Source organism: Allobosea sp. TND4EK4 (genome assembly GCF_900156025.1).
Classification (GTDB): Bacteria; Pseudomonadota; Alphaproteobacteria; order Rhizobiales; family Beijerinckiaceae; genus Allobosea.
This window is the reverse complement of record NZ_FTMO01000009.1, coordinates 45,570-60,210: the sequence shown is the minus strand read 5'-3', so window position 1 is coordinate 60,210 and position 14,641 is coordinate 45,570. Positions and strand designations below refer to the sequence as shown.

The 14,641-nt window shown below is 68.4% G+C and carries 14 protein-coding genes; 5 read left to right on the top strand and 9 right to left on the bottom strand.

Annotation, left to right across the window (positions count from 1 at the left end; translation table 11 throughout):
- Position 1 precedes the first annotated feature (1 nt).
- The 3 genes from BW981_RS15205 (at position 2) to BW981_RS15195 (ending at position 1,693) form a co-directional block, all read left to right on the top strand.
- Entirely contained in the window at positions 2-700 is a 699-nt protein-coding gene (locus BW981_RS15205; RefSeq protein ID WP_076440676.1) for an ABC transporter ATP-binding protein, read from the top strand.
- Positions 701-727: 27 nt separating this feature from the next.
- Entirely contained in the window at positions 728-1,186 is a 459-nt protein-coding gene (locus BW981_RS15200; RefSeq protein ID WP_076440674.1) for a cupin domain-containing protein, read from the top strand.
- A gap of 135 nt (positions 1,187-1,321) precedes the next feature.
- Positions 1,322-1,693 (top strand): PilZ domain-containing protein, encoded by a 372-nt coding sequence (locus tag BW981_RS15195; protein WP_083712390.1) that lies wholly within the window; start codon positions 1,322-1,324, stop codon positions 1,691-1,693.
- Between the two features lie 19 nt (positions 1,694-1,712).
- Here BW981_RS15195 and BW981_RS15190 read toward each other — a convergent pair whose 3' ends face one another.
- The 9 genes from BW981_RS15190 to BW981_RS15160 all read right to left on the bottom strand — a co-directional run bounded on the left by BW981_RS15190 (position 1,713) and on the right by BW981_RS15160 (position 10,905).
- Complete coding sequence (locus tag BW981_RS15190) at positions 1,713-2,954, bottom strand: flavin-dependent oxidoreductase (protein WP_076440670.1); 1,242 nt, start codon at positions 2,952-2,954, stop codon at positions 1,713-1,715.
- Between the two features lie 96 nt (positions 2,955-3,050).
- Positions 3,051-3,203, bottom strand: coding sequence for a hypothetical protein (locus BW981_RS23115; protein ID WP_175624140.1), 153 nt, complete (start codon positions 3,201-3,203; stop codon positions 3,051-3,053).
- Between the two features lie 89 nt (positions 3,204-3,292).
- Entirely contained in the window at positions 3,293-4,069 is a 777-nt protein-coding gene (gene xth / locus BW981_RS15185; RefSeq protein WP_076440668.1) for an exodeoxyribonuclease III, read from the bottom strand.
- A 7-nt stretch (positions 4,070-4,076) separates the two neighbouring features.
- On the bottom strand, positions 4,077-4,253 hold the full coding sequence (locus BW981_RS23110; protein WP_175624139.1) for a hypothetical protein: 177 nt from the start codon (positions 4,251-4,253) through the stop codon (positions 4,077-4,079).
- 74 nt (positions 4,254-4,327) lie between these two features.
- Positions 4,328-5,470 carry a glycosyltransferase family 4 protein gene (locus tag BW981_RS15180; protein ID WP_076440786.1) on the bottom strand — a complete coding sequence of 381 codons (1,143 nt, stop codon included), beginning with the start codon at positions 5,468-5,470 and terminating at the stop codon, positions 4,328-4,330.
- Complete coding sequence (locus BW981_RS23425; RefSeq protein WP_076440666.1) at positions 5,467-6,501, bottom strand: glycoside hydrolase family 5 protein; 1,035 nt, start codon at positions 6,499-6,501, stop codon at positions 5,467-5,469. The genes BW981_RS15180 and BW981_RS23425 overlap by 4 nt, the downstream gene beginning before the upstream one ends.
- The gene (locus tag BW981_RS15170) at positions 6,498-8,306 is read right to left on the bottom strand and encodes an alpha/beta fold hydrolase (protein WP_083712389.1); all 1,809 of its coding nucleotides are present in this window, start codon (positions 8,304-8,306) and stop codon (positions 6,498-6,500) included. The genes BW981_RS23425 and BW981_RS15170 overlap by 4 nt, the downstream gene beginning before the upstream one ends.
- Positions 8,303-9,682 carry a lipopolysaccharide biosynthesis protein gene (locus tag BW981_RS15165; protein ID WP_076440662.1) on the bottom strand — a complete coding sequence of 460 codons (1,380 nt, stop codon included), beginning with the start codon at positions 9,680-9,682 and terminating at the stop codon, positions 8,303-8,305. The genes BW981_RS15170 and BW981_RS15165 overlap by 4 nt, the downstream gene beginning before the upstream one ends.
- The gene (locus BW981_RS15160) at positions 9,679-10,905 is read right to left on the bottom strand and encodes a glycosyltransferase family 4 protein (protein ID WP_076440660.1); all 1,227 of its coding nucleotides are present in this window, start codon (positions 10,903-10,905) and stop codon (positions 9,679-9,681) included. Before BW981_RS15160 ends, BW981_RS15165 begins: the two co-directional genes overlap by 4 nt.
- Positions 10,906-11,319: 414 nt before the next feature.
- Here BW981_RS15160 and BW981_RS15155 point away from each other — a divergent pair, with 414 nt between their 5' ends.
- A complete protein-coding gene (locus BW981_RS15155) occupies positions 11,320-13,362 on the top strand; it encodes a GumC family protein (protein WP_139333782.1) in 2,043 nt (680 codons plus the stop codon).
- A gap of 1 nt (position 13,363) precedes the next feature.
- Complete coding sequence (locus BW981_RS15150; RefSeq protein ID WP_076440656.1) at positions 13,364-14,617, top strand: hypothetical protein; 1,254 nt, start codon at positions 13,364-13,366, stop codon at positions 14,615-14,617.
- The last annotated feature ends 24 nt before the right edge of the window (positions 14,618-14,641 follow it).

The following is a 14,641-nucleotide window of genomic DNA, read 5'->3' as shown; positions in this document are numbered from 1 at the left end:
GATGCTCAACGTCGAAGCCCTCGACGCCGGCTATGGCGAGGCGCAGATCCTGTTCGGCGTCGACCTTGCGGTCGGCGAAGGCGAGGTGGTGACGCTGCTCGGCCGCAACGGCATGGGCAAGACGACGACGATCCGCGCCATCATGGGCCTCCTGCCGGCGCGTGCCGGCCGCGTGTCCTTCGGCGGGCGGGACCTCACCGGCGCCGCCCCTTTTCGCATCGCGCAGGCCGGCATCGGGCTGGTGCCGGAAGGCCGGCAGATCTTCCCGACCCTCTCGGTCGAGGAGAACCTGATCGCGACCGCGGCCGACCGGTCCGGCCGCAAGCGCTGGGACCTGGAGCGCATCTATGCCTTTTTCCCGCGGCTGAAGGAGCGGCGCGAGAATCGCGGCAACCAGTTGTCCGGCGGCGAGCAGCAGATGCTGGCGATCGGCCGCGCCCTGATGACCAATCCCAAGCTGACCATCCTCGACGAGGCGACCGAGGGGCTCGCGCCCCTGATCCGCGAGGAAATCTGGACGTGCCTGAGCGCGCTCAAGGCGGAAGGCGAATCAATCCTGGTCATCGACAAGAACGTCGATGCGCTCGTCCGCATCGCCGACCGCCATGTCGTGCTGGAAAAGGGCCGCGTCGTCTGGCGCGGCACCAGCGCCGAGCTGCGCAGCGACAGCGCCGTCAAGGACCGCTTCCTGCATTTCTGAAACACCGTGATGACGAGGAGAGAGATCATGAAGCCGCTGACCGCAGGCGTGACCCGCGCCAATGAAGGCCTCGACGGAATATCCTGGAACATCCTCGGCCAGACCTATGTGCCGAAGACGCTCTGCGAGGACTCGTTCTCCTGGCACGCCACCTTTCCGCCCGGCACCTTCGTGCCGCCGCATATCCATCCGACGCAGGACGAGTTCGTCTACATGCTGGAGGGGCGCCTCGACGTGGTGCTCGACGGACAGGAGAGCTTCGCCACGGCCGGCGACCTCGTGCGCCTGCCCCGCAACGTCCCGCACGGCCTGTTCAACAAGAGCGATGCTCCGGTGAAATGCCTGTTCTGGGTCGCGCCAACCGGCCGGCTCTACGACCTGTTCTGGGGCATCCACTCCATGGCGGAGCAGAAGCCGGCCGACGTCGTCGCGCTCTCGGCCAGGCACGAGGTCGACTTTCTGCCGCCGCCGCCCGAAGGCGCCTGAGAGCGCTCGGCGGCCCGCTGGGAGCCTGCGGCAGAGCAGGCTCGCAGCGGGCCGTTTCGAAAGCCTTCGTTAACGCAGAATGGCGCCTGCGCGTCGAAAATCGCCGCGGCCTGCTATGATGGTTCCTGAGCCGGAATGACCGACGGGGGGCCTGACATGGAAGCGGAACGCAGACGCTCGCCGCGCATGCGCACCCTTCTGGCCGGCGTCGTGGCCTTCAACAATCGCTGCTCCACCTTCGATTGCACGATCCGCAACGCCTCGGACACCGGCGCGCTGCTGAAGTTCCCGCGCACCGTGCTGTTGCCGCCGACCTTCGAGCTGGAGATTCCGGCCCGGAACAAGACGGTCAAAGCCCGCATCGTCTGGCGCAGCGAAGACGCGATGGGCGTCGCCTTCGACAATGACGCCCCCGCCGCGCAGACCGAGCTTCTGGAACGGCTGAAGGCGAGCGAGGCCGCCAAGGCCCGGCTGCAGGAACGCGTCAGGCTGCTCACCGAATCCTGAGCAGGAGGGCGGCTCGATCTTATCGCGCCGCCAGCTTCTCGGCCGAGAAGCCCGCCTTGCCGGCATAGGACTTCACGATCTGCTCGCGCTTGGCGTAACCCATCACCCGCTCGACATCGTCGAAGCCGTTGGGCGCCAGCGCCTCCACCGCGTCGATCACGCGCTCGGGCCCGCCGACCCGGTTCATCGCCACCACCTCCGCCGTCGCCGGCAGGCGCTGCGCCTCGTAGGCGGCGAGTGCCTGGCGCGGATGCTCGGCCCTGACCAGCTGGTCCGCCAGGCAGCGCGCATCGAGGATCGCCTGGGAGGCGCCGTTCGAGCCGACCGGGTACATCGGATGGGCCGCGTCTCCCAGCAGCGTGACGCGCCCATGGGTCCAGCGCGGCAGCGGGTCGCGGTCGCACATCGGGTACTCCCAGAAGGTCGATGTCGCGCGGATCAGCGCCAGCACATCGACCTCCGGCACCGTGAAGCGGCGGGCGAAGGGCAGCACGTCCTCCAGCCGGCCGGGCTTCGACCAGGCCTCCTTCGGCGGCGGGCGCTCCGGATCGCCGTTGCGGATATTGACGACCCAGTTCAGCAACCGCGTGCCCGGCGTCGAGCCCTTGCCGATCGGATAGAGCACGAGCTTGCCGGCCATGCCGCCCGCGATGATCATGCTCTCGCCGTCGAGGAAGACCGGCCAGTCGCAGGCGCCGCGCCACATCTGCACGCCCTGCCAGCGCGGCGGCCCCTGATTCGGGAAATAGAACGCGCGCACGGCCGAATGGATGCCGTCTGCACCGATCAGGATGTCGCCGCGCGCCGTCTCGCCGGCCTCGCCGAAGCGCGCATCGGCAAAATGCGCGGTCACGCCGCCCTCGTCCTGGATGAAGCCCTGAAGCCGTCGTCCGGTCCGGATGGCATCCTCGCCCAGCCGCTCGGCCACCGCGTCGCGGATCACCTTTTGCAGCCGGCCGCGGTGGATGGAGAATTGCGGCACCGGCGCGCCGGCGTGCAGCCCGCGCGGCTCGCGCCAGACCGCCTGCCCGAAACGGTTCATGTAGACCAGCTCGCGGGTGCGGATGCCGACCGCGTCGAGCGCCGGCAGCAGGCCGAGGTCCGCAAGCTCGCGAATGGCGTGCGGCAGGGTATTGATCCCGACGCCGACCTCGCGGATTTCGCTCGCCTGTTCGTAGACCGTGGCCGCGATGCCGCGCGAATGAAGCATCAGTGCCAGCGTCAACCCGCCGATCCCGCCGCCAACGATGATGGCCCGCATATCTCTATCCCCGCCTTATTATTTTAAGTTTGAAATATCGCGGCGGGCGTTGTCAATCGGGGCCGGCCCTCCTCGGCGGCGGCGGCCGGGAAACCGTCAGTCGAGGCTGCGGGCCTTTTCTTGCTGCATCGTCTTGGCGTGAAAGATGTTGTAGCCGACGAAGATCGAGACGACCACGAAACCGATCAGCGCGGCGACCGCGATCAAGACCCTGGCGGGCCTGCGGCTCTGCGGGCGGTCCTGGTCCATACGCTGGTCTCCTTGTCTCTGATCTGGACTGGATCAACGCTGGCCACTGCCGGAGCTGGGAAGAGGGTGCGCCAGCGCACCTTCAGCCCTCAGCGAGCCTTCAACGCGATCCAGACCGGAGCATGGTCGCTCGCCTTCTCCCAGCCGCGAACATGCCGGTCGACGCCGGCCGCCTTCAGCCGCTCAGCGAGCTGTGGGCTCAACAGCAGATGGTCGATCCGCAGGCCGGCGTCCCGGCCCCAGGCATTCCGGAAATAGTCCCAGAAGGTATAGATTCGCTCCTGCGGGTGGAGCTTGCGCAGCGCGTCGGTCCAGCCTTGTGCGACGAGTTCCGCGAAGGCTTCGCGCACTTCCGGGCGGAACAGCGCGTCATCGCGCCAGCGTTCCGGCTTGTAGACGTCGAGATCGGCCGGCATGACGTTGAAGTCTCCGACCAGCACGACCGGCACCTCATGCGCGAGCAACGTCGCGGCATGCTGGATCAGATGGCCGAACCAGCGCAGCTTGTAGTCGAATTTCGGCCCGGGTGCCGGGTTGCCGTTCGGCATGTAGAGGCAGCAGACGAGGATGCCTCTGACGGCAGCCTCGAGGTAGCGGCTCTGGCTGTCATCGTCTTCGCCCGGCAGGCTGCGCCGGGTCTCGACCGGCTCGGCGCCGCGCGTGAGGATCGCGACGCCGTTCCAGCTCCTCTGGCCATGCCAGATCGCCGCGTAGCCGGCGTCGCGGATCGCCCGCTCGGGAAACTTCTCCTGCGACGCCTTCAGCTCCTGCAGGCAGACGATGTCCGGCTTCGCCTCGCCCAGCCAGCGCAGCAGCACCGGAAGGCGGCCGTTGATGCCGTTGACGTTGAAGGTCGCGAGCTTCAAGGCCGGCTCAGCGCTTGCTGTCGCCGCGATCCCCCTGCCCCGGCTTCACCTCGGTTTTTGCCTTGCGACGCACATCCTGGGACAGAGAGCGGCCGACATCGTCGGATTCCTTGAACTGGCCCTTCTCGTCGCGCCGCACATAGCGCTTGTCGGTTCCGGTATCGATGAGTTCGCGTTTAGACATGGGCACCTCCCTGGAGCGATGCCTCTCCAACGCACGAGGACGCGATTGGATCGCGTTTGCCCCCGAAGCTCCCGTCAGCGCGTGTAGAGCGCCAGATAGCGCCGGGCGACATCATCCCAGGAGTAATGGCTGATCTGCCGGGCCACATCGGGGTCCAGCCCGCCCGCGACGCGCAGCGCCTCAAAGGCTGCGGTGATCGCATCCGCAGCCGCCTCCGGACGGCTGAAGTCGGCGAGGCGGACGGCCGGCAACTCCGAGGCCAGCCCCGAAAAGGCAGCGTTCGGCTGGACGACGGGCACGAGCCCGGCGCTCAACGCCTCGATCAGAACGAGGCCGAACCCCTCGAATTCCGAGGCCGAGACGAACAGCGAGGCCTGCCCGAGCAAACGCCGCACCTCATCGTCACCGAGGCCAAGGTGCAGGGACACATGGCGTTCCATCCCGGCCTTGGCGATCGCCGCGCGCAGGGCCGGCCCGGTCCAGTCCGAGGCGACGCCGACGAGGTCGAGGTGCCAATCCGGGTCGCGGCTGGCGAGGTCCTGCATCGTCGCGATCAGCCGGTCCGGCCGCTTGTTCTTGGAGAAGCGCCCGATGCTGACCAGCCGGCGCCGCGGTACCGGGCTGGCCGCCCCGGCGAATTTGGCGATGTCGACGCCGTTCTCGATCAGCATCACCCGTTCGCCGGCAATGGCCTGGAATCGCACCGCGTCGGCCGCGCTGCAGGCGGCAAGGCCGCGATAGGCGCGCGCCGAGAGCCGCGTCACGCTCCTGAACCAGAGCTCCTTCAGGGAGGCATAGTCGCCGGAGTGGAAGAAGCCGCCATGGGTCGTCGCGACCAGTTTCTTGCCGTGGACGAGGCGCCCGAGCGCCAGCGCATCGAAGAAGAAGTCGATCGCATGGACATGGACGATGTCGGCGTCTCGCAGATGCGCGAAGACGGAGGGGGCCAGCGGATAGCGGCTCGAGCCCCGGAAAGGAATCCGCGTGACCGGGATGCCGTCGATGACCTCTCGCGCCGGCAGGAGCCGGTCAGGTTCGACGAACAGCCGGTTCAGCGTGACGACGGAGGGCCGCAGGCCAAGACGCAGTTGCGCCTTGCAGAGATTCGAAACGACATCCTCCAGCCCGCCGCGATTGGGCAGGAACTGCCTGACGACATGGACGATGCGCGTGCCCTGGGGCAGCTCCGCGGCAACGGGAAAGCCAGTCGCGTTCAAGGCCGTGCCTCGCGCCCGCACACGGCCTTGCCCTTCGTCGCCCGGAAGCGGTCGATCAGCACCTTCATCTGCGGCCGCTCTCCCGAGGCGGTCGGCTCGATATTGAAGACATAGTCCGGCGGCCACCAGGCTCCGGCACCCCAATAGGCCCAGCCCACCCATTGCCGCGGATGGGCATCCACCCGCGCCGCGAGCTGGCCCAGCGCCGCGAGGCAATCCTGCTGCGAGGACGACGCGAACTCGCCGAGGAAGCCGCGCCGGTCGTGCTGCTTTAGCCAGGCCGTGACGCTGTCGATCGCCGTGACGGCGCGTTGAGCGGCAGAGCACTCGGCGGCGCGCCCCGAGAAATCGGCATCGAGATATTGATGGAAGTCGTAGGCGTAGCGGTCCAGCGGGTCCTTCACATCGAGGAGGTCGCGGCCGTTGTTGCCGACGGGCAGGTCGCTGGTCCAGCTATGGGCGCCGCCATAGGCGGTCCCGGTGACGAGGATGAGCTGGCCGGCCCCTGCCTGGCGGATCGCCGCGACGGCGACGTTCTGGATCCTGGCCCATTCGGCGCTGTGGATGTCGTAGGGCTCGTTCATGATCGAGAAGACGAGCTTCGGCCGGTCCTTGTAGTGCGACGCCAGACGCCGCCAGACATCGCCGAGCCGCTCGGCCGGCATCTCCTTCGAGCCGAGGCGGCGCTTGTCGTAATAGCCGAAATTATGCAGGTCGAGGATCGGGACCAGCCCGGCATCGGTGGCCTGGCGCACCGCCTGGTCGAGGCGGGCGAGTTCCATGATGTCGAGCCCTTCCCCCAGCGCCGGCTGGAGCCGCTCCCAGCGGAAGGGCAGCCGCACGGAGCCCGCGCCGAGCGCCGCGAGCCGCTTGAAGGCCGCCTCGGCGGGATAGGTGTAGTCCTTGTCCGGCTTGCCGGGCACGTCGCCGAACTCGGCGCCGGAAAGATTGACCCCGCGCAGGCACATCTCGGCCTGCGCCGGCGGCGCGGCGAGCAACGCCGCGACCAGTGCGAGGACGAGGCGCCTCACGGCGCCACCAGCCGGGTCAGCACGGCCAGCAGCCGGTCGGCCGCCGCGCGGTGGGTGAAGTTGTGGTCGGCATCGGCAATCATGGTCAGCGAGGCCTCGCGATAGCCCGAAAGCCGCTCGCCCCTCGCTCCGAAATAGGTGCGGTACTCGGCCATGCCGACATCGCCCTCGGCATAGACCAGCGAGACCTCGACCTTGCGCCCCGCGAGCACGCCCATGCGGCGATGGACTTCCCGGTGCAGCCGCCCATGCTTCGTCAGCCGGCCCAGGACAGGCGCGAGCGCGACCGAGACCTGCTTGTGCCAGCGGAAGAGGATGTAGCGCGCCGCCGGCCCGACCCTGAGCTGACCGGTGAAGAGTCGCCGCAACCCGCCCTTGCGCCGCAAGGTCGCGCCGAAATCGCCCACGCTGCGATGCGCGTAGCGAATCGCGTCCTCGACGCTCTCGTCCGGGTCCCAGACGAAGCGCTCGTTGTTGACCATGACGAGGCGGCGCACCCGGGCATCCGCGACCGCGGCATTGAAGGCGGCATAGGCCCCGCTGCATCGGCCGACCAGAACCGGAGGGGCGAAACCGCGCGCCGCCAGCGCATCGATCGCGAGGCTGACATCGTCGATCTGCGCCTGCGAATAGAGGATTTCCTCCGGGCCGTCGCTCGCCGCCGGGCTGTCGCCGATGCCGCTGCAGTCGAAGCGCAGCGAGGCGACGCCGCGCCTGGCGAAGGCGCGTGCCTGGTTCAGGGTCACCCGCGCCCAGCCGATATGGTAGTCGCGCCCCGCATTGACGAAGAGCACGGGGTCGCCTTCGGCCGCCGCGCCGGCCGGCTCGCAGAGGATGCCGAGCAGGCGTCCGTCCGGCCCGAAGCGGAAGGGCCGCTCGACGAAGCCCTCGCCCTTCAGCACCTCGTCGTCGCCCTGCGGCCGGGGGAGAGGGACCACGCGCTCGCCCTGCGGCGGGATGGATGCCGAGGCGCGCTCCAGCACCCATCGCACGATCGCCGCGAGTGTCTCGCGCGGCGGTCGCGCCGCCGTCGGATCGGTCGTCAGAACCTCATAGCCCTCATAGGGCTGCCGGGTGACGCTGCAGCCCAGCCCGGTCAGCACCGCTTCCACCGCGTCGTCAGCCGCATGCCCCGGTCGCGCGACCAGCAGCACCTCCTCGGAGGGCGCCGCTTCCACCGCATCCGCCTTCAGGCCGGCGATGGCATGCAGGCGCCCGGGGGCGATGCGGATGCCGGCGACCGCGCAGGCGGTGTCGTCATCGGGATCGACGCCGATGCCGATCCGGTCGCAGACCATGCGCGTCCAGACGGAAAGCTCGCGCTGATAGCGCTTGCCGTTCGCGACCGGCGCCATCAGCACGGTCCCGGCCAGCGGCTGCACCGCCTGAGCCGCATGCAGCGCCAGCATGCCGCCGAGGCCTTGCCCGACCAGCACCAGCCGCGAGGAGCCGCTGGCGCGCCTGAGCCGTTCTGCCGCCGTGCGGACGGTCTCGAACCAGTCGGCCAGGCCCTCGACATCGTCCGCCTCCGGCGCGTCGCCCTGGCCCGGCCAGTCGAAGCGCAGGCTGGCGATGCCGGCTTGCGAAAGCCCCTCGGCCAGCGCCTGCCAGGTGGTGCGCAGGCACATCTCCTCGTAGCCGACGGCGCCCAGCATCAGCACCGCGATCCCGGCATCGCCCGGATAGAGCAGGCCGAGGCTGTTGCGAATGACGACGGGCTCGCCGAAGCGCGAGGGCTCGTGCTCCGCCCCGGCCGGCCGCAACGGAATGATCTGTGTTGCAGCACGCACTGCCGAAGCGCTCATTGTCCCGCTCCATGGGCCGCTTCGGGCCGTTCGAAAGGTTTCTCGGTCGGCCGCCCGCCGAACAGGAAGGGCCGGATGAACGCACTGGCCATGTTGTCGACGCCCCAGCGCGACTTGACCCAGTGCCAGGCCACGAGATTGAGGGCGACCGTGAAGATGACGCTGGCGATGGCGATGCCCATCAGGCCGCCGATGCTGCCGAGCCACCAGAGCAGCCCGATATAGAAGACGAACAGGATCGCCCGCGCGCCAAGGAAGTAGCGCTCGCCGCCGCCGATCATCAGCAGCCAGGACCCCGGCCCGAAGAAGGCCTGCACGACCGCGAGTACGCAGAGCGCGGTGAGGACGTCTTCGTGCCGCACGAATTCGGGATTGAAGAGGGTGAGGACGAACGGCGCCAGCACAGCGAGGCAGACGCCGCCGGCCAGCGAGATCACGAAGCTGCCGAAGGAGAGCTGCGCGACGAGCTTCTGCACGCCGGGCATGTCGTTGTTCTGGACCCGCGCCGCGATCATCGGGATGCCGACGGTGTCGATCGCCGCCACCGGCAGCGTCAGCAGCATCGCGATGCGCAGCGCCACGAAATAGAACCCGGCCTTGTCCAGGCCGAGCAGCACCCCGATCAGGATCGTCTCGAAATAGGCCGAGGCCGAGATGAAGACGCCGTTGGCGATGAAGTAGCCGCTCTCCTTGTGCCATTCGGCCCGCATCGCTGCCGGAGCGCCGGCTCTCGCCCGCAGCCAGGCCGTTCCCTCCCGCCGCAGGAAGGCGGCGCATTGGTAGAAGGTCGTGGCGAAGAGCAGCGCCGTCAGGAGCAGCATGACGCCCTGCCCCCCGCCGAGGATGCCGCCGAGCCCCGCCGCCCCGATCGCCAGGATGGAGCCGCCGCGCCAGACGATCTCGCGCGGCAGCAAGGAGAGGTTGATCTCGCCATGGATGCGGAAATAGTTCTGCAGATATTCGCTGAGCGAAAACACCGCGGCGAAGACGAAGGCGAGCCACAAATGCCGATAGGTCTCCGGCAGCGAGCCGGAGACGGCATAGAGGATGGCCGCGCCCAGCAGCAGCAGAGCGTTGCCGAGCCCGAGCCAGGCCGCATTGACCCCCAATAGCGCCTGGTTCTGCGGCAGCTCGGCGCCCTGCTTGCGCTGATAATGCTTCACCACCAGGATCTGCTGGCCGAGCACGGCGATGAGGCCGAGCGCGCTGCCCACGGAGAACAGGAAGACATAGAGCCCGTATTCCTGCGTCGGCAGGAAGTGGCTCGACGTCAGCAGCACGAGGAAGCTCAGCAGCGTGCTGCTGAACCGCGACGAGAAGGCGGAGATGAAGCGGCGCCCCTCGACATGGCGCAGATGGCGAAGCAGCGCGATCACGGCAGCGAGCCCTTCGCCTGGAGCACGCGCGGCTCAGCCTTCGGCACGACCAGACCGGTCAGCACCTTGTCGAAAGCGGCCGCGACGCGTTCCGGCGCGTAGCCGAACGCCGCCTGCAGCGCCCCGGCCGACAGATCCGCAAGCCGGCCACGCTCGGCCAGCAGCTGGTCGATCCGCTCGGTGAGGCCGGCCTCGTCGCCAGGCTCGAACAGCAGGCCGTTGACGCCGGGCTCGATCGTCTCCGGGATGCCGCCATTGCGCGCGCCGATCACCGGGACGCCCTGCGCGAAGGCCTCGATAACGACCCGCCCGAAGGGTTCGCGGTACAAGGTCGGGATCACCAGGACGTCGATCTGCGGGAAGAACGCGTCCGGGCTCGTCCAGCCGAGGAAGCGGGTATTCCCGGCCGGAAACCGCTCCGGAAGGGTTTTCGCATAAGCGTGGGAGCCCGCCCCGGCCACGATGAACTCGACTGCGCGACCGGCCATGCGATGCGCGGCGCCCGCGAGCGTGTCCAGGCCCTTGATCTGGTCGAGAGCGCCGATATAGCCGACCCGCAGGGGCCTGTCGGCCGGCGGCACCGGGCGGGGCATCGCGCCGGGCGGCACGGCGACGGCACCGGGAATCCGGTGACGCGAGGCCCACGGGAAATAGCCCTCGGAAAAATGCCGCTCGAGGATGAAGTCGGTCTCGCCGATCACGGCATCGACGAAGCGGGAGCTCAGCTTCTTGCCGAAGGAGCTGGCCCGGCAGGAACCGCAGGCGCCCTCGCAATTGCGCCCTTCCCGCCACATGCTTCCCTTCCAGCAGATCAGGAAGGCGCTGCGCACGATATGGGCGACGGGCACGCCCCGGCTCTTGGCCGCCGCCCAGGTCGCGACGTTGATGTTCTCGATCGAGTCGGTCAGCACCAGATCGGGCTTGAGCTCGCGGATCTGCCGGCGCATCGCGAAGAAGGCCCGGGGGTTGAAGTTCTCCAGCGCATGCCAGACGAGCTTCTTCCAGGCTGGCCGCGGCAGGCGGTAGTTCCAGTCGATGTTGAGCGAGGACAGCCGCCGCACCGGGACGCCGTCATAGACCTCGTCGCGCGCCTCGTCGGCGACATTCACCACCGTGACCTCATGGCCGAGGTCGAGCAGCAGCTTGGCGACGATCATCGCCGAGATCGGCCCGCCGCCGTCGATGAACGGCGGAAACGCGGCGCAGGCCATCAGGATGCGCATGGAACTGCCCTGTTCGACGTCGCGGCGTCGATGCGCCGGTGCAAGGCCGGACCTTGCGCAAGGCGCCTTAAACAAATGTGAGCCGAACCCACGTTTCCGATCCGATCGTAAACGCCACGTGACCGCGATGGCCGAAACGGGAAAACCGTCGATCCGGCGCAGGGGCGGAGCCGACAATTTTCCTCAAAGTTGAGCTAACATCTCTGCGGCCCGGCGGGAACGCCGACGCAGGAATCCTGCGCCGATTTAGTTAATCCCGGCAAAGGGATAAGACGGGATTTCCCGGTCAAATCCTAACCTTGCGGTTATCCGAATCTTAACCGTGGCGTCCCAAGCATGGCGACGCGGCGTTGACGCCGGTGTTCGGCCCGATGCGGACCGGGCGGCAGAGTCGGACTAACGAGGAGGACGCGGGTGCAGGCTGCTGCCTTGGAGGCCGGCGAACAGACCATTGCAGCGGCGCCGGCCAGGCCCGCCATGGCGTTCAGCCTGCCCGAGATGCTGAGACTGCTGCGTCGCCGGCGCAGGCTGGTGCTGGCCAGCATCGCGGTCTGCATGCTCCTCGCCTTCGCCTACGCCGCGACGCGGCCCCCCGTCTACCGGGCCACCGCGGAGGTCCTCGTCGATCCCACGGCGCTTCAGGTCGTCGGCAAGGATATCGTCCGGACGGACACCTCCGCGTCGATCGACTTCGCCAATGTCGACAGCCAGGCCCTGATCATGGTCTCGTCGGGCGTGCTCAAGCAGGTCGTCGACGATCTGGGGCTGGTCGACGACCCCGCCATCGCCGGCGCGCCCGGCCTGCTGACCCGCCTGCTCGGCAAGATCGCGCAGCCGACGCCGGCCGAGCGCTTCGCCTCGGCGATCGACGGGTTGAAGCGCGCGATCGTGATCCAGCGCGTCGACAACTCCCTCGTCTTCCGCATCACGGTCTCGCATCCAAATGCGCAAAAATCGGCCGAGATCGCCAACACCCTGGCGCAGGCCTATCTGCAGCAGGGCATCGACGGGCGCCGCTCGGCGGTGGAGCGCGCCAACGCTTCCCTGATCGGCCAGATCTCGGGCCTGCGTGCCCAGCTCGACGAGGCCGAGCGGGCCGCTGACGAGTTCCGCAGCAAGAACGGGCTCATCAGCACCGGCGAAAGCGGGCTGGTCGTCACCCAGCAATTGCGCGACCTCTACAGCCAGATCGGTCAGGCGACCGCCGAGGTGGCTCGCCAGCAGGCCAGGCGCGAGCAACTGAGCCGCGTCGGCAGCGACCCTATCGCCCTTGCGGAGGCGCTGCCCGAGGCGGCGAATTCCTCTTCGCTGACCTCGCTCAAGGGGCAATACGCCCAGACCTCCCGCGAGATCGCGAGTCTGGGCGGCACGCTGGCGCCGCAGCATCCCCGGATGATCGAGCTGCGCTCCGAACTCGCCGAAACGCGTCGCCTGATGACCTCCGAGCTGACCCGGATCCGCGCCTCAGCGCAGGAGGGCTATCGACAGGCCGAGGCCAACCTCGCCAATCTGCAAAGGCGCGCCAGCGAGCTGACGCGCACGCAGGAGGTCAGCAGTGCCGCCCAGATCCGCCTGCGCCAGCTGCAGAGCGAGGCCGAGGCCATCCGCGTCGTCTACAACGCCTCGCTGCAGCGCGCGAAGGAACTGGACCAGCAGAAGAAGATCGAGACCAACAACTCCCGCCTGCTGTCCGAGGCCGTTCCGCCGGTCGTCTCCAGCAAGCCGCCACTGGCGCTGGTGCTGGGGGCAGCGCTGCTTTTCGGCGCCTGCCTCGGGCTGGGGCTCGCCTATCTACTCGAGCTCCTGCCTGCGAAGGGCGGTCTGCTGCCCCCTTTGCCGACCCTGTCGGCCCGCCTCCCGCGCCTGCCGAAGCTTCCCACCCGCCCCAAGCCCTCGTCGCCACCGACGCCGGCGAGTGCCGCTGCCGCCCTCGGCATCGGTACCGTGGTCTCGCTGCCGGAGGCGCAGGCGGAGAAGCGTGCCGCCCTGCGCCCGGTCGCCGACACGCTGGAGCAGCGGTTCGGCGAGCGGCTCCCGGCCACGATCACCGTTACAGGCTCCCTGCCCGCGGCGACGCTGGATTCCATCGCAGACCAGCTCGCGCAGGAACTCGCTCTGCGCGGCGAAAGCGTCCTGATCTATCAGGGCGATGTCGGCAGCCGCCACCTCAGCATTCGCCGCATCGGCGAGGACGAGCCCAAGCCCGCCCGCCGGCGTCACAGCTTCATCATCATGCGCCCGGCCACCGCGGAGGGCCGCGCTCATGCGGATGCCGATGGGGTCGTTCTCGCCACGGCTGTCGCCGGCCAGACCCTCGAGGCGCTGCAGGAAGCGGCGGACCGCGCCGCGCCGGAGCGCAGCCGCATCGTCGCGCTGGTGGTGGCGGATCCGGCCGGAAGCCCCTCCCGCGAGGCGGGCAAGGTGAGCTGGCTCAGCCGCTTCCGCCAGGCCGGCTGACATGAGCGACGCGTCGGCCGCCCCGTCGGTGCCTGGCGCACCGGCTCCGATCCTGCCGCTGCTGCTGCTGGTTGGCGCGCTGACCTTCAACATGGCGCTGTGCTTCATCAACACCAACGTCTTCGGCGTCAACGACGTGATGGTGATGGGCTGCGAGGTCGTCCTCGTCGCCATAGCCCTCTATCTCGGCCTTGGACGGAAAACCGGGCCCTATGTCGTCCTCGCGGTCTTCCTGTCCTATGCGGCGCTGCTGATGGCGCTGCGCCCGCAGCTCGACCCCAAGGCGGTGCGTGACTTTCTCATTCCGATCGCTTTTTATCTGCTCGGCCGAACCTGCAACGACATCCGCATCGCCGACCGCGCCGCGCTGATCTGCGGGATCATCGTCATCATCTTCGGCATCTTCGAATTCGCCGCGCTCGACGTCTATGTGAAGTATTTCAACATCATCAAATATTACGTGGCGCGCGGCACGGTCGCCCCAAGCGACGTGAAGCCCGATACAGGCGCCCTGTTCCAGAGCGGCCTCAGGCCCGACTCGCGCACCCTCCTGCCCTTTCTCGGGCCGCACCGCGCCTCATCGGTCTTCCTCGAGCCGATCTCGACCGGCAATTTCGGCGCCATCCTTTATATCTGGGCGCTCGCGCGCAAGGGCATGCGCCATCGCTGGCTGACGATGGCAGCCGGCGCCTTCGCCATCATCCTGAGCGACTCCCGCTTCGGCGCGAATGTCTGCATCATCGCCACCTTCGCCTGGCTCGTTGCCCCGCTCACGCCCCGCTTCGTCTGGCTCGCCGCCCCTTTCGCCGTGATGAGCGGGCTGGCCATCTACGGCTTCGTCAGCGCCGAAGTGAACTGGCAGAACAATCTGGGCGGGCGCATGCTCTGGGCGGCCAGGCTGATCACCTCCCTGTCGCCGGAGGCGGTCTGGGGGCTTTCCCCCGAAAAGCCCTTCCTCTCGGATTGCGGCTATGCCTATTCGCTGAACCAGATCGGGCTTGTCGGTGTCATCGGCTTCTGGAGCCTGTTCATTTTCATGCCCGAGCGCTCGGCACGGGCCTGGCGCCTTCGCGCCGCCGTCGCGACCTATATCTGCCTGCTCATGCTGGTCAGCGACTCGGTCTATTCGATCAAGACCGCCGCGTTGCTCTGGTTCATGGTGGGGTCCAGCGACGGCGACCAGACACAACCTGCCGACCTCGCCGAGCGGCAGGCACCGGCTCCCGTCGCTCACCCCGCCCCGTCCTTCGCATAGCCGGGGCCGAACGCCCCGGGAACG

What these genes read in the sequence shown, in the direction of transcription:
- BW981_RS15195 (WP_083712390.1), top strand. Translation starts at nt 1,322, where the DNA reads ATGACCGACGGGGGGCCTGACATGGAAGCGGAACGCAGACGCTCGCCG.
- BW981_RS15205 (WP_076440676.1), top strand. Translation starts at nt 2, where the DNA reads ATGCTCAACGTCGAAGCCCTCGACGCCGGCTATGGCGAGGCGCAGATC.
- BW981_RS15160 (WP_076440660.1), bottom strand. Translation starts at nt 10,905, where the DNA reads ATGCGCATCCTGATGGCCTGCGCCGCGTTTCCGCCGTTCATCGACGGC.
- BW981_RS23115 (WP_175624140.1), bottom strand. Translation starts at nt 3,203, where the DNA reads ATGGACCAGGACCGCCCGCAGAGCCGCAGGCCCGCCAGGGTCTTGATC.
- BW981_RS15170 (WP_083712389.1), bottom strand. Translation starts at nt 8,306, where the DNA reads ATGAGCGCTTCGGCAGTGCGTGCTGCAACACAGATCATTCCGTTGCGG.
- BW981_RS15190 (WP_076440670.1), bottom strand. Translation starts at nt 2,954, where the DNA reads ATGCGGGCCATCATCGTTGGCGGCGGGATCGGCGGGTTGACGCTGGCA.
- BW981_RS15200 (WP_076440674.1), top strand. Translation starts at nt 728, where the DNA reads ATGAAGCCGCTGACCGCAGGCGTGACCCGCGCCAATGAAGGCCTCGAC.
- BW981_RS23110 (WP_175624139.1), bottom strand. Translation starts at nt 4,253, where the DNA reads ATGTCTAAACGCGAACTCATCGATACCGGAACCGACAAGCGCTATGTG.
- BW981_RS15150 (WP_076440656.1), top strand. Translation starts at nt 13,364, where the DNA reads ATGAGCGACGCGTCGGCCGCCCCGTCGGTGCCTGGCGCACCGGCTCCG.